Origin of the sequence: Larkinella arboricola (assembly GCF_003259745.1) — a bacterium.
Classification (GTDB): Bacteria; Bacteroidota; Bacteroidia; order Cytophagales; family Spirosomataceae; genus Larkinella; species Larkinella arboricola.
This window is the reverse complement of record NZ_QLMC01000002.1, coordinates 1,005,730-1,019,355: the sequence shown is the minus strand read 5'-3', so window position 1 is coordinate 1,019,355 and position 13,626 is coordinate 1,005,730. Positions and strand designations below refer to the sequence as shown.

Below are 13,626 nucleotides of genomic sequence, written 5' to 3'. Positions count from 1 at the left end.
AATTCGCAATCATTACCATTTCTATATTGATCGTATGACGCAATTATCGCAGCAGCTGGAAAGCTTGTTTCCGACCGAAGATCAGATTCCGGACGAATTCCGGATTACCCCCCTGCATCAGCGGGACTATTTGGTTGATGGCGAAATCCGTTCCTGGGACGGCCCCACGCAGGAAGTTCTCTCCCCCGTATATGTTCGGACGGCCGAAGGACTGGTCCGGAAAGTGATCGGCAGTTACCCGCTTCCGGCAGACGACCAGGAAGCCCTCGACGCCCTCGATGCCGCCGTGCGGGCGTATGACAACGGGCGGGGCGAATGGCCGACCATGTCGGTAACGGCCCGTATCCGGTGCATGGAACGCTTCGTGAGCAAAATGGTGGAGCAGAAAAAAGAAGTGGTTAACCTGTTGATGTGGGAAATTGGCAAAACGCTGGGCGATTCGATTAAGGAATTTGACCGCACCGTGCAGTACATTTCCGACACCATCGACGCCTTCAAGGACCTTGACCGGGCCGGTTCGCGGTTTCGGATTGAAGAAGGCATCATTGGGCAAATCCGGCGTTCTCCGCTGGGCGTGGTGCTGTGCATGGGGCCATTCAATTACCCGCTCAACGAAACCTACACGACCCTGATTCCGGCCATTCTGATGGGCAATACGGTATTGTTCAAGCCGCCGAAACACGGCACGCTGCTGCACCATCCGCTGCTCGAAGCCTTCCAGACTTCGTTTCCGAAGGGCGTTGTCAATACCGTCTACGGGCGGGGTGCCACCGTGGTACCAACCCTGATGAAGTCCGGGAAAATCAACGTGCTGGCCCTGATTGGCTCCAGCCGGGTGGCCGATAGCCTGAAGAAAATGCACCCCAAAAGCAACCGGCTGCGGGCCGTGCTGAGCCTCGATGCCAAAAACGCGGCCGTGATCCTGCCCGATGCCGACATTGAACTGACGGTTAAGGAATGCATGCTGGGCAGCATGTCGTTCAACGGGCAGCGGTGTACGGCCCTCAAAATTCTGTGGGTACATCGCTCGCTGGCGGATGCTTTCCTGCAACGGTTTGGCGAAGAACTGAACAAACTCAAACCCGGAATGCCCTGGGACAAAGGCGCTCAGGTGACACCACTGCCCGAACCCGGCAAACCGGCGTACCTGGACGAATGCCTGCGCGATGCCGCCGGGCAGGGCGCCCGCGTGCTGAACGAAGGGGGCGGCACCGCTGTCGAGTCGTTTGTTTTTCCGGCGCTGGTGTATCCGGTTAAAGAAGGTATGAAGCTCTACCGCGAGGAACAGTTTGGTCCCGTCGTGCCGGTGGTTCCGTTCGACGACATTGAGGAACCGATTCGGTATATCATCAACGCCGATCACGGCCAGCAGGTCAGCATTTTCGGGACGGAAACCGCGCAGATTGCCACCCTGGTCGATCAGCTGGTCAACCAGGTAAGCCGGGTCAACATCAACGCCCAGTGCCAGCGCGGGCCGGATACGTTCCCGTTCACGGGTCGGAAAGATTCGGCGGAAGGAACGCTGTCGGTGGAAGATGCCCTGCGTTCGTTCTCGATCCGGACCGTGGTGGCAACCAAGGATACTGACCCCAACAAAACGATCCTGAACACCATTGTGGAGCAGCATCAGTCCGAGTTTTTATCGACTCATTTCGTGTTCTGATCACCGACGCTCAGGTGCTGACCCTCAACCCGCTAGTCCACTGTCCGGTCATTTTCAGAGGCCGGATTTTGGGCAGCGGGTTCGTTTTTGTTTTTTGGATAGTTTTAACCTTGTTTTAATGCATTTCTAGTCATATTTTCCGCTACTTGTGTGAACCCTTAGGTAATTTTAGCGTGTTAACTGCTGTGAATTTTAGTTGTAAACCACACTGATTATCGATATGGCTATAGAATTATTACCGATCGATCGCGTTTCCAAAGTCGATAAGGGCCTTTTTCAACAGGAATACTTCAAAAAACACAAGCCCGCCGTCATTAAGGATTTTTGCCACGACTGGCCCGCCTACCAAAACTGGTCTTTCGAAAAACTGAAGGAACGGGCCGGACACCTGACCGTGGATTTATACAACAACAAACCCGCCGACCCCGACAAAAGCACCATGTTTGTGGATGAGCGCATGAATTTCGGGGAATACCTCGACAAGATTGCCTCCAACGAAAAAGTTGAACTGCGGATTTTCCTCTTCAATATTTTCAAGCACATTCCGTCGCTGAAGAACGACATTCTGAAGCCGGATCTCGTGGACGGGTTTATGATGAACCTGCCGTTTATGTTCTACGGCGGAGCCGGGTCCATTGTGCACATGCACTACGACATCGATATGTCGCACGTCTTTCTGACGCAGTTTGTGGGGCGTAAGCGCGTGGTTCTGTTTGCTCCCGAATACACACCTCTGTTGTACCGCTTGCCGTTTTCGGTGATTACGTATACAAACGTCAACAACCCCGATTACGAAAAATACCCGGGTTTGCAGCACGTCAAAGGCTACGAATGTACACTGGATTATGGCGAAACGATCTATATTCCAGCCGGTTACTGGCACTACATCGAGTACATCGACGGTGGGTACGCCCTGGCGCTCCGGGTGCTCAACGAGTCGTGGCTGAAACGGGCTCAGGGGGCCTGGAATCTGCTCGGCGAAATGCGAATCGACAACTTCATGAAGAAATACTTTACCAGGCCCTGGTTTGAATACAAAAACCGCAAGGCGTTTGAGAACGCGAACGAAGCCATCAGGCAGTTCAGCCGACCGGAGGAACTGGTGCTGTAGAAAGCAGGGGTGGAGCACATAGACAGAAAAATAAGGTACGCTGATAAACCGGGTAGGTGGTTGAGCGTACCTTTTTTGTTGTCTTAACTCATAATTTATCCTGCCTGGTTGATAGAATTTCAAAAATCGCCTACCTTCAGGCCGACAATACTCTACTCTACTGTACTTGGTAAAAACGGTTACTTCCTACTCCCTTTATGAAACGCTGGATGATTCTGGCCGGTCTGCTGCTGGCAAATTGGCTCTCGTATGCCCAGAAACCTTTTTCGCACGGTCGTCTGCGGGTTTCCGACAACAAACGGTATCTGGTGCATCAGGACGGTACGCCGTTTTTCTGGCTGGGCGACACGGCCTGGGAGCTTTTTCACCGGCTGAACCGCGAAGATGCCGACCGGTATCTCAAACGCCGGGCCGAACAGGGCTTTACGGTTGTGCAGGCGGTGGCTCTGGCAGAACTCGATGGCTTGAATGATCCGAACGCGCTGGGGGAGAGGCCATTGCAGAACAACGATCCGGCCCAGCCTAACGAAGCCTATTTCAAACACGTCGATTACATCATCGGAAAAGCCGCCGAAAACGGTATGGTGGTGGCACTGCTGCCCACCTGGGGCGACAAGCTCAACAAATCGACCTGGGGAAAAGGCCCGGAAATTTTCAACACCGCCAATGCCCGCGCGTTTGGCCGCTGGATGGGTAACCGCTACAAAGACCGGGATAATATTGTCTGGGTGCTGGGCGGTGACCGCACCCCGCGCGAAAACTCAGACGATGTGGCCGTCTGGCGGGCGATGGCCGAGGGCGTGGCCGAAGGAGTGGGTGGGAACGACAAGGCCCTGATGAGTTTTCACCCGCAGCCCAACGCGCTGGAAATGGGCGGCTCGTCGCACTGGTTTCACAACGACAACTGGCTGGATTTTAACATGCTCCAGAACGGGCATTGCCGTGATACACCCACGCACGACAAGATCGCCTTTGTGTATAACCGAACACCGGCCAAACCCGTGATCGACGCCGAACCGATTTACGAAGACCACCCGGTTTGTTTCAATGTACAGGATCTGGGCACCTCCAACGCCTACGATGTGCGGAAATACGCGTACCTGGATTTATTTGCCGGAGCGCACGGCCACACGTACGGTTGCCACGACATCTGGCAGATGTATTCGCCGGGCAAAGAACCCGTCAACGGCCCGCATTTTGCCTGGTACGACGCCCTGAACCTGCCGGGAGCCAGCCAGATGCAGTTTGTCCGGCGGCTGATGGAATCGCGGCCGCTGCTGGACCGGGTGCCCGATCAGTCGCTGATTGCTGAGAATAATTACGTTCCGGCCGAGCGGATTCAGGCCACGCGGGGCAAGGATTACGCCTTTGTGTATACCGCAGCCGGAAAACCGTTTACACTGCAACTGGGCCGGATTTCCGGAAAAGAGGTGAAAACGTACTGGTTTGATCCACGCAAGGGGGAGGTAAAACCGGCGGGCACGTTTGCCAACCAGGGCCGTCAGTCGATGAAACCACCCACGACGGGCTATGGTCAGGATTGGGTACTGATTGTGGACGATGCCGCCAAAAACTTCGCCATGCCCGTGGCCGCCCAGTAACGGTTTTTATAACAGGCTATTCACGAATAGCCTGTCGATAAGAAACGGTTATTCAAATTTGTTTTGCGCCACTTTGTCGGGAGCCGCCGGGGCCTGATCGGGGTCTACGAGCACTTCAATGACGGCGGGCCGGTTCGACGCGAAGGCGCTGGTCAGCGTGGAGGTAACTTCGTCCTTTTGGGTGCAGCGGTATCCTTCCGCCCCACAGGCTTCGGCTACTTTGGCAAAATCAATGGAGGTCAGATCCGCGCCGTAGACGGGATAGCCGAGGGCTTCCTGTTCGTAGTAATCCATCGACAGGCTATTGTTCTTGAACACCACCACTTTTACGGGCAGGTTGTAGCGAACGGCGGTTACCATTTCGCCCATCAGCATCGTAAAGCCGCCGTCGCCCACCATCGCCACACACTGCCGACCGGGATACGCCAGTTGGGCCGCTATCGTGTACGGCAACCCCGGGGCCATTGTCGCCAGATTTCCCGAAACCGCCACTTTCTGATTCGGACGAATCTGCCAGTGCCGGGCCGTGAAGACCGTATGAGCGCCGGTATCGATGGCAATGACGGCATCGTCGTTCAGTAACCTGCTCACCTCCGCAACCAGAAACTGGGGCTTAATGAGCTTGGCGTCTTCGTTTTCCACCTGGGCGATGGTTTTCCGCCAGTCGGCCATGCGCTGCTGGGCCAGTTGCAGAAAACTCCGGTCGGTTTTAGCCTGAAGTTTCGGCAGAAGGGCTTTTAACGTGGCCTGCACGTCGCCGTTGATTCCGATTTCGACCGGATACCGGAGCCCGATGCGCTTGGGGTCGCGGTCAATCTGCACGGCCCGGGCGCGCCCGTCTTTGGGGTAAAAATCCACGTACGGCATGTTGCTGCCCAGAATCAGGAGCGTATCACACTCTTCCATCATCTGCTTGGAGGGTAGCGTTCCCAGATGACCAATGCCGCCGGTGGTGTAGGGCGAATCGTCGGGGAGCAGGGCTTTACCCAGCAGGGCCTTCGCCACGGGCGCCCCGAGTTTTTCGGCCACCTGTTCCACTTCGGCGCGGGCCGCCAGCGCCCCGCGTCCGGCCAGAATCATCACCTTGTTACCCGCGTTCAGCAGGGCAGCTGTCGCATCCAGTTCGCCCGTAACGGGTGTTTCGATGCGCGGCATGTAGGTTGAAGAGGCCCGCAGGTTTTCGCCGTCTTTGGACGCTTTGTCTTCCGACAACGGCTTTTTCTGGATATCCTTGGCAATTGCCAGATGCGCTACGCCGGGCGTAGTCAGGGCGGTTCGGCAGGCCAGGTCTACCACGGTCTGGGCCTGCTGCGGACCGTTGATCATGACGTTGTAGACGGCAATGTCTTTTACCATCGAAACCGTGTCTACTTCCTGGACGTACTGCGTACCCAGCAGGTCGTGAAACGGAGCGCCGGTAATGGCCAGCACGGGCGTATTTTCCATCGCAGCATCCCACAAGCCGTTCATCAGGTGGACCGCGCCGGGACCGGACGTGCCCAGGCAAACACCCAGCTTGCCGGTGTATTTGGCGTAGCCCGCGGCCATGAAGGCCCCTGCTTCTTCGTGTCGTACGGCAATGAATTTGATCTTGTCCTGCCGTTTGCGGAGGGCTTCCATGATGGGATTGATCCCGTCGCCGATTAAACCAAACACCACTTCGACCTGCCAGGCAATCAGCTTGTCGATCAGGATGTCGGCGGTGGTTTGGGCGGGATCGGCGGTTGTCATAACGCCAGTCTGGGCGGTTTGTACTAGCTGCTCTGTTTCCATAGAAAAATACGGGTTGCGGAAAATGCGACCGCGCCTGAACCGGCGGCCTTCTTCATAAACTCTCTGCGGGAGGATCGGTTGGCAGATTCTATTGAAAAAGAGGATAACGGGCAACGAAGACCGGTTTACTAAAAGAGGGATGGTATCGGTTAAAAAGAACTTGATAAGCCGTTGCTACGACCGAATGAAACGGATCAGGAGGGTTTGACAAACGTGCTGAAGGGGTCTTGCTCCGCCAGAAAAATAAGGATTTGGCCTGTGTGGAGGAGAGAGACAAACATACGGTTTTGAAAACGGTTCAGCGGGTATGGCATCAACAAAAACAGCAATCTACACGGCTTTGGGGGCGAATCTGGCCATTGCCGTTACTAAATTTATTGCCGCCGGTGTAACCGGTAGTTCGGCGATGGTTTCCGAAGGAATTCACTCGCTGGTCGATACGCTCAACGAAGTGCTGTTGCTGCTGGGGATGAACCGGAGTCAGAAACCCGCCGATGAGAAGCGGCCGTTTGGCTATGGCCGGGAGCTTTATTTCTGGTCGTATGTGGTTTCGGTGCTGATTTTTGCCGTTGGCGGGGGCGTCTCGTTCTACGAAGGCATCACTCATTGGCAACATCCCAACCCGATCGAAAATGCGCAGTGGAATTACATTGTGCTGGGTATCGCGATTGTGCTGGACACGACGTCGCTGGTGACGGCCGTGAAGGCCTTTAATGCGCAGCGGGGAAGTCAGCCGTTCTGGTCGGCGGTGAAAACCAGCAAGGACCCCGCAACGTTTGTGGTGCTGTTTGAGGATGCTTCCGACGTAATCGGGCTGGTTCTGGCGTTTCTGGGCGTATTTCTGGGGCATCAGCTGAATAACCCGTACCTCGACGGAGCGGCTTCGATTCTGATTGGCCTCCTGCTGACGGCGGTATCCATCTTACTGGCCCGCGAAAGCCGGAGTTTGCTGATGGGAGAGGGCGCTGACCCGGCGATTGTTCAAAAAACCGCTGCGCTGACGGAGGCTGACCCAGACGTTATGACGTTGTTGCAAACGTTAACCTTTCAGATGGGGCCGGAGCAGATTGTGCTGATTCAGCGGGTGGTTTTTCAGCCGGACCTGAAAACCGAAGCCATTGCGGAAGGCATCACCCGGCTTCGGCAAACCCTTCAGGCCGCCGAACCAACCATCCGGCAGGTTTTCATCGAACCGGCCCGTTTACCTGATCCGGTATAAAAAAATCCCTCAGCCCGGCGCGAATCCAGACTGAGGGATAAAAGGCATAGTTAACTTACTGCTTTACCACTTTCAGTATCACGGACCGGGAACCGCTGGTTGTTTTTAGCAACAGCAGACCGGCGGGCTGATGGCCGAGGGGCAATGTCTGGCGTTCAATAACGTGGGGTTGTTCGACCCGGCGCTCACTGATCACCCGGCCTTGTGCGTCGGTGAGTTGCAGGTGCATTGACTGACCGGCGGCTCCCCTCACTTCCACTTCCAGCGCATCCTTCAGAACGGGGTTGCCCAGCACCGTCACCGCCAGCTCCGTACCACGCTCGGCTGATAACCGGCCCGCGGTGGGGCTACAGGTCAGGGCTTTCCCCGACCATTTCAGCACGTAGCCCGAACCGGCTATCCGGGCGCTGATCAGGCGGGTCTGGTTGTCTTTCAGGACCGTAGGTACGTCAAAACTGTACGCATGAGCCCCGTTGCCTTTGGCCGCGTTCTTTAAATCATCGCGGTAAATATTGGCCACCGCACTGCCCCAAACCGTATTACCGGTATAAAACTCAATATGGACCGGCGCATTGGGTTTGTTGCGATCCCAGGCCCAGCCGCGAATGGTGCCGCACTCGACTTTGTCCAGATACCCGTCGAAGTCGCCCGTTACCGGCGTGGTGGCGGGGGCGTTCACCGTCAGGCTGACGCTCAGTCGGGTTGTCTGGTTCTGGTTATCGGTAGCCGCATACGTCAGCCCGAAGCTACCCGATTGCATAGGTGTGCCACTAAGCTGGCGGGTGGCCGTGTTGAAACTCAAACCGTTGGGCAAACCGCTTAGGCTATACGTTAGCGGACCGCCTTCGGGGTCGGTGAAAACGGGCAATACCGTCGAGAAAGCCGTACCCTGTTGGGCGGTTAAAGCGTTGACCGTCGGCGCTACCGGCGGCTGGTTGATGGGGGGCGTGGTGCCTCCCTGACACATGATGGTTTTGGCCCCGCCTTTGAGCAGGAAAGTGCCACCGGCTACACGGGCCGAAAGCGAGTGGGTTTTTCCATCTTTCAACGAAGCCGGAATGCTAAAGTAGAAAGCGTGTTGAGCATTGCCTTTGCCAGCACTGAGCAAATCCTGGCGAAAAGCATCGGCCAGGACCGTGGCGATAACCGTTGAGCCGTCGAGGATTTCAACAAGAATGGGCGTGTTGACTTTGTCGCGGTCCCAGACCCAGCCGTGGAAGGTTTCGCAAGTTGCGCCGTCGAGGTGACCATCAAAGTTGCCCGTTACGGGTGTGCCGGTAGTGGCATTGACCGTTAGGAGGATGCTCAGGCTTGTGGTGGCATTCTGGTTGTCAGTGGCCGCATACATCAGCCCGAAGTTGCCCGACTGCGTGGGCATACCGCTGATCTGGCGGGTGGCCATGTTGAAGCTCAAACCGTTGGGCAAACCGCTCAGGCTGTAGGTCAGCGGACCGCCTTCGGGGTCGGTGAAAACGGGCAATACCGTCGAGAAAGCCGTACCCTGTTGGGCGGTTAAAGCGTTGATCGTCGGTGCTACGGGTGGCTGGTTGGTGGGTGGCGTGGTGCCTCCCTGACATACGATGGTTTTGGCCCCGCCTTTGAGCAGGAAAGTGCCACCAGCCACACGGGCCGAAAGTGAGTGGGTTTTTCCATCTTTCAACGAAGCCGGAATGCTAAAGTAGAAAGCGTGTTGACCGTTGCCTTTGCCAGCACTGAGTAAATCCTGGCGAAAAGCATCGGCCAGGACCGTGGCGATAACCGTTGAGCCATCAAGAATTTCAACGGCAATGGGCGTATTGACTTTATCACGATCCCAGACCCAGCCGTGGAAGGTTTCGCAGTCGGCTCCGTCGAGGTGACCGTCGTAATTGCCTGCTGCGGGAGACGCTGCCACGGTGACGGCAAAGTTGGCCGGAGCGCTGGTGCAGCCGCCCGAGGTGCAGGTGGCCGAGTACACCACGTTACCGGGTGTGGTGGTAGCAACGGGAATGGTGCTGCCGCTGCCGCTGGTGTTGTTGGTAGCCGACCAGTTGATGGTACCGCCTTCGCAACCCGAAACCGTCAGGGAAACCGAAGCCGTATTTTGCGCAATAGGTTGGGTAACGCCGGATTTCAGCGTGAGGGAAGGGGATGGGACAGAGTTGCTGCCGGGTTCGTTTCGGCAGAATGCGTCAAAATTGCCTCCGCCGGGCAGACCGGGGTTGTTATAGAATTGGACGTTTTTGCCACATAATGCGCGTAGAGATTCGGGGAAGCAGCCGCTAAGATTGTTGTCGGATAACCAGATAGCTTTCAGATTTGACAGTTGTCCTAAGTCGGAAGGAATAGGTCCATTTAATTGATTTCCATGTAAATGGAGGTATTCTAATAAAGATAACTTCCCTAAGCTAGATGGAATCTTTCCACTCAGCTTGTTGTAAAATAATTGAAGAGATTCCAACTTCGATAAATTGCCCAATGCATCCGGAATTGGTCCAGCTAGTTCATTGAAGTTTAAGTAGATTTGTCTGAGGTTGGGTAAATTGCCTAAGCTTGCCGGAATCGTGCCGCTTAGTTTATTGTTATCCAGATAAATGCGGTCAAGTTTAACCAAATTTCCTATCTCGCTAGGAATGCTACCTGATAATTCATTTTCGTTTAGGACAAGCGCCTGTAGGTTAACTAAATTACCGATACCATTAGGGATTGATCCCGTTAGTTTGTTGTTACTTAGACCAAGTCCTAACAAGTTGACAAGTTTTCCTATACTATTAGGGATTGATCCGGTTAAGTTGTTGTAGCTCAAATTTAAGTTGAAAAGACTTGTAAGTTCGCCAAGATTATCAGGAATCGTTCCCGTTAACTGATTACCACCTAAAATAAGACTATTTAGATTCTTCAAATTAGCCAAGGTGAGTGGGATAGTACCCGTCAATTTATTGCCATAAAGTTCGAGCGTCATTAGATTCGAAAGATCTCCAAGGTAACTTGGAATTGTACCTTCTAGCTGATTATTATTTAACGAAAGTCTTATAATGTTCGTAAGCTTTCCTAAACTGGCCGGAATTGGACCTGTTAGTTGATTATTGTATAATAAAAGCGCATTCAGATGAGTCATATCACCCAGTTCACTTGGGATTGAACCAGTCAGTTTGTTGTTATTTAATCGGATTTCTGATAAAGTAGTTAACTTACTCAAACTTCCGGGAATGGACCCAGTTAATTCGTTATTATGTAATGAGAGGGACAGTATTTTAGGAAACTCTCCAAATGTATCGGGAATTGGTCCAGTCAGTTGGTTATTATTCAAATGTAGAGTATAAAGTCCTTCTAAATCTCCTAGACTGCTGGGAATGGAGCCCGTCAATTTGTTGTTGTTTAGCGTGAGTTGGAAGAGGTTCGTCAGATTGCCCAAGCTACTAGGAATATTACCACTTAGCTCGTTATTATCTAATGTAACGTTACTCATTCCAGTTAGCTTACCCAGACTTTCGGGGATCGAACCCGTGAATTTATTTTGTTCGAGATGGAGGGAAGTCAGGCTGGAAAGATCACCTATATTACCTGGAATTTCGCCACTTAACTGATTGATGGCTAAATTAAGGCTTTCGAGCTTTTGCATATTCAAGACACTCGAGGGGATGGGACCGGTTAATTGATTCTCGCGCAGAAGCAGCATTTTTAGATTAACTAAATTGCCTATGCTATTCGGAATTGACCCACTTAATTGATTGTGGATCAGAAAAAGCCCTTCTAATTTAGTCAGCTTTCCAATTTCTTCCGGAATCGTTCCGCTAATACCGTTGTTTCGAAGTTCGATTTTTTTTAAGTGGATCAGATTCCCGACGCTCTTAGGCAAGGAACCCGTTACGTTATTGTACATCATACTTAACTCCGTCACGCGCCCATCCGTGCAGCCAACCCCGTACCAGCCGCACGGGTTGTTGTCCTTTAGCCAGCCCGCCGAATTAATCCAGCCGGAACCGTTGGTAGAATTGTAGAAGTCCGTCAGCGCGGCATAATCCGGGTGCTGATCGGCGTTGGAAGCCGTGGACAGTAACGGGGTTAGCAGACAAAAACTAATCAGCAGGGAGGCCAGTCGAGTGGTTAACGGTTTGCTGTTGAGGTGCTTTCGTAATGTTTGCCAAATAGAAACGGGAACGGCAGCGTTCTGCCGGGAAGAAAAACGGGCGTAGAAATGGAGCATAAGCAGGTGAAACAAGTAACGGTCGGATCTATACGGTAAAGTTTAAGTTTACACAAAAGTACCAGCCTTCTGCTTTATTATTAGGTATTATTACTTATTAAATTTTGATAATTTATTAATTGGTACAAGCCGGTTTGGGAAAGGAGATTTAACCCGCTGGTTGTCAGGTTGCCTAGCTGTTCTGTGGTCTGGCGTTGCGCAACTCGTCAGAATCTTCCGCTTTTTGTCCGGCAAAATTGATAATGAGTCGGTTAACGCGGTCGGGGGCTTCGTGCTGCACCCAGTGGGTGGCTTCTTCGATGTAAACCAGCTTACCCCGGTCGCACAGTTCAATGCTGGGCTGGGCCAGTTCCCGGATTAATGCCTGATCGCGGGTACCCCAGATCAGCAGCAACGGCACCGTAACGCGCGGGTTGTCGGGCAGTTGCGGCCCCTGCTGCACCAACGCCCGGTACCAGTTGATCATGGTCTGGATGGCGGGCTGGCCAGTCGGGCCGGGTTGCGCCCAGGCTTGCCGGTATTGAACCAGATCGGCAGCTGAAAACGTGCCAGGTCGACTGGTTCCGCGGAGCGCCCGGGTTGCGCCCCACCAGTTGCCGAGCCGGACCAGCCATTCGGGCAGAACCGGTAGCTGGAAAAAACCGATGTACCAGCTTCTGAGCAATTGCTGAGGGTTTTTGCGCATCACCTGGGGCATCACCGACAGATGCGGCATATTCAGACAAACCACCCGATGAAGCCGTTCGGGATGGTTGATGGCCAGCCACCAGGCTACCCCGCCACCCCAATCGTGCCCGACCACCGTGGCCCGTTGCACCCCTGCGGCATCCATAAGGCCCAGAATGTCAGCGCCGAGTTTATCCAGCGTGTATGCCTTGATTTCCTGTGGTTTGTCGCTAAGGTTGTAGCCGCGCTGATCGGGTGCCCAGACCCGGAAACCGGCTGCGGCCAGGGCGTCGATCTGGTGCCGCCAGCCGTACCAGAACTCCGGAAAACCGTGCAGTAAAATCACCAGCGGTCCGTCGGTGGGACCCGCTTCTACGACGTGCAGCCGGATCTGGTTGGTTGAGATATAGCGTGATTGCATAAACTTCTAACGGGCGGTTTACGGCACGAGTTTATGAACATGATTGTATGGCCCGGATTTCATAAGCTTGATTTACCCGAAATTTTGTAAAATGAGCCCTGAAAAAAGCCTCTTGACGGCTGTGAAGCGTACGGAATTAAATCCTGATAACGAATGAACGAACGGCAATTAATCAAACACGTGCAACAGCAGTATAGCTGGCTTAAAGTGAATCTGGAGCAGGCTGAACGGATTTATAGATTTGAACAGGACAAAAATTTACCATCGAATACCCATTACTTTTCGGAATGGGAGGAATGGGACTTTGAAAGAGCCTCCTTTCAGGCTATTCTGACGAGCGAGCAATTTGCAAAATACGAAGAAAGACAAAAAGAAGTAATCCGAAACGCCCAAATCAGCCGGGTTGAAGAGGATAAAGCCAGGCAGAAGGAGATAGCGTATCACCAGCGGTTATTAGAGATTTATGACCAGATTCTGCCTGACTTTTTTAAAAATCCAAGGATAAACAACCCCATTTTCTTCGAAGCCACCAAAATCGACTTCCTGAAAGCGGAATACAGACGGTATTTAACCGAAACCAAGAAAGCGTTGCTGGTCGATCACTTCCGGTTCTGTCGGACGTTGATGCCTAGGACCTTGAAAATATCCTTGTTACAGCACCAGCTATCCTGTGTGTGGCCGGATTATTTTTCGTTTAAACGTCGAATGGACGAACCCACGAAGGCCACCGCACTGTATCTTGAAAAGAAACTTTCCTACATCGCTGATGAAACGTATGAGTTTGTGACCAAAAAAATGGATGAACTCAATTCATTGAATGAAGAGAATCACAGGGAAATCATGAAAACATTTCAGTGGACCCGTTATCACCTATGGTCCTGATACGCCCCAGGAGATACGGCAAACCCTGTTGATGAGCGTGTTGCTGCTGGACAAGGATCAATACGGCTGGCAGGACTAAGCCCCGTACGTCGCTCCGGGAATCA

General features: G+C 53.3%; 9 protein-coding genes and 2 pseudogenes. 6 read left to right on the top strand and 5 right to left on the bottom strand.

Translation table 11 applies throughout. From position 1 onward, the window contains the following. Nucleotides 1-34: 34 nt before the first annotated feature. The 3 genes from LX87_RS11295 (at nucleotide 35) to LX87_RS11285 (ending at nucleotide 4,375) form a co-directional block, all read left to right on the top strand. Entirely contained in the window at nucleotides 35-1,663 is a 1,629-nt protein-coding gene (locus LX87_RS11295) for an NADP-dependent glyceraldehyde-3-phosphate dehydrogenase (protein ID WP_111628292.1), read from the top strand. Nucleotides 1,664-1,883: 220 nt separating this feature from the next. Continuing rightward, nucleotides 1,884-2,774 (top strand): cupin-like domain-containing protein, encoded by an 891-nt coding sequence (locus LX87_RS11290; RefSeq protein ID WP_111628291.1) that lies wholly within the window; start codon nucleotides 1,884-1,886, stop codon nucleotides 2,772-2,774. Between the two features lie 197 nt (nucleotides 2,775-2,971). Further along, on the top strand, nucleotides 2,972-4,375 hold the full coding sequence (locus tag LX87_RS11285; protein ID WP_111628290.1) for a glycoside hydrolase family 140 protein: 1,404 nt from the start codon (nucleotides 2,972-2,974) through the stop codon (nucleotides 4,373-4,375). 48 nt (nucleotides 4,376-4,423) lie between these two features. Here LX87_RS11285 and LX87_RS11280 read toward each other — a convergent pair whose 3' ends face one another. Beyond that, nucleotides 4,424-6,148: a thiamine pyrophosphate-dependent enzyme gene (locus LX87_RS11280; RefSeq protein WP_211325294.1), complete on the bottom strand. Its 1,725-nt coding sequence runs from the start codon at nucleotides 6,146-6,148 to the stop codon at nucleotides 4,424-4,426. Beyond that, the gene (locus tag LX87_RS29365) at nucleotides 6,130-6,240 is read right to left on the bottom strand and encodes a twin-arginine translocation signal domain-containing protein (RefSeq protein WP_374755121.1); all 111 of its coding nucleotides are present in this window, start codon (nucleotides 6,238-6,240) and stop codon (nucleotides 6,130-6,132) included. Before LX87_RS29365 ends, LX87_RS11280 begins: the two co-directional genes overlap by 19 nt. A 215-nt stretch (nucleotides 6,241-6,455) precedes the next feature. On the opposite strand from LX87_RS29365, the gene LX87_RS11270 reads away from it, so the two are divergent. Continuing rightward, nucleotides 6,456-7,367, top strand: a complete 912-nt coding sequence (locus LX87_RS11270) for a cation diffusion facilitator family transporter (protein ID WP_111628288.1) — start codon at nucleotides 6,456-6,458, stop codon at nucleotides 7,365-7,367. 55 nt (nucleotides 7,368-7,422) lie between these two features. Here the strand turns inward: LX87_RS11270 and LX87_RS29105 are convergent. After that, nucleotides 7,423-8,892: pseudogene (locus tag LX87_RS29105) on the bottom strand (putative Ig domain-containing protein); the annotation flags it as partial. A gap of 370 nt (nucleotides 8,893-9,262) precedes the next feature. On the opposite strand from LX87_RS29105, the gene LX87_RS29100 reads away from it, so the two are divergent. Next, nucleotides 9,263-9,577 (top strand): hypothetical protein, encoded by a 315-nt coding sequence (locus LX87_RS29100; RefSeq protein ID WP_229310623.1) that lies wholly within the window; start codon nucleotides 9,263-9,265, stop codon nucleotides 9,575-9,577. Between the two features lie 137 nt (nucleotides 9,578-9,714). Here LX87_RS29100 and LX87_RS29360 read toward each other — a convergent pair. Beyond that, nucleotides 9,715-11,553, bottom strand: a pseudogene (locus LX87_RS29360) (leucine-rich repeat domain-containing protein); the annotation flags it as partial. Between the two features lie 172 nt (nucleotides 11,554-11,725). Then, nucleotides 11,726-12,640: an alpha/beta fold hydrolase gene (locus LX87_RS11260; protein ID WP_111628286.1), complete on the bottom strand. Its 915-nt coding sequence runs from the start codon at nucleotides 12,638-12,640 to the stop codon at nucleotides 11,726-11,728. A 153-nt stretch (nucleotides 12,641-12,793) separates the two neighbouring features. Here LX87_RS11260 and LX87_RS11255 point away from each other — a divergent pair, with 153 nt between their 5' ends. Beyond that, the gene (locus LX87_RS11255) at nucleotides 12,794-13,522 is read left to right on the top strand and encodes a hypothetical protein (protein WP_111628285.1); all 729 of its coding nucleotides are present in this window, start codon (nucleotides 12,794-12,796) and stop codon (nucleotides 13,520-13,522) included. The last annotated feature ends 104 nt before the right edge of the window (nucleotides 13,523-13,626 follow it).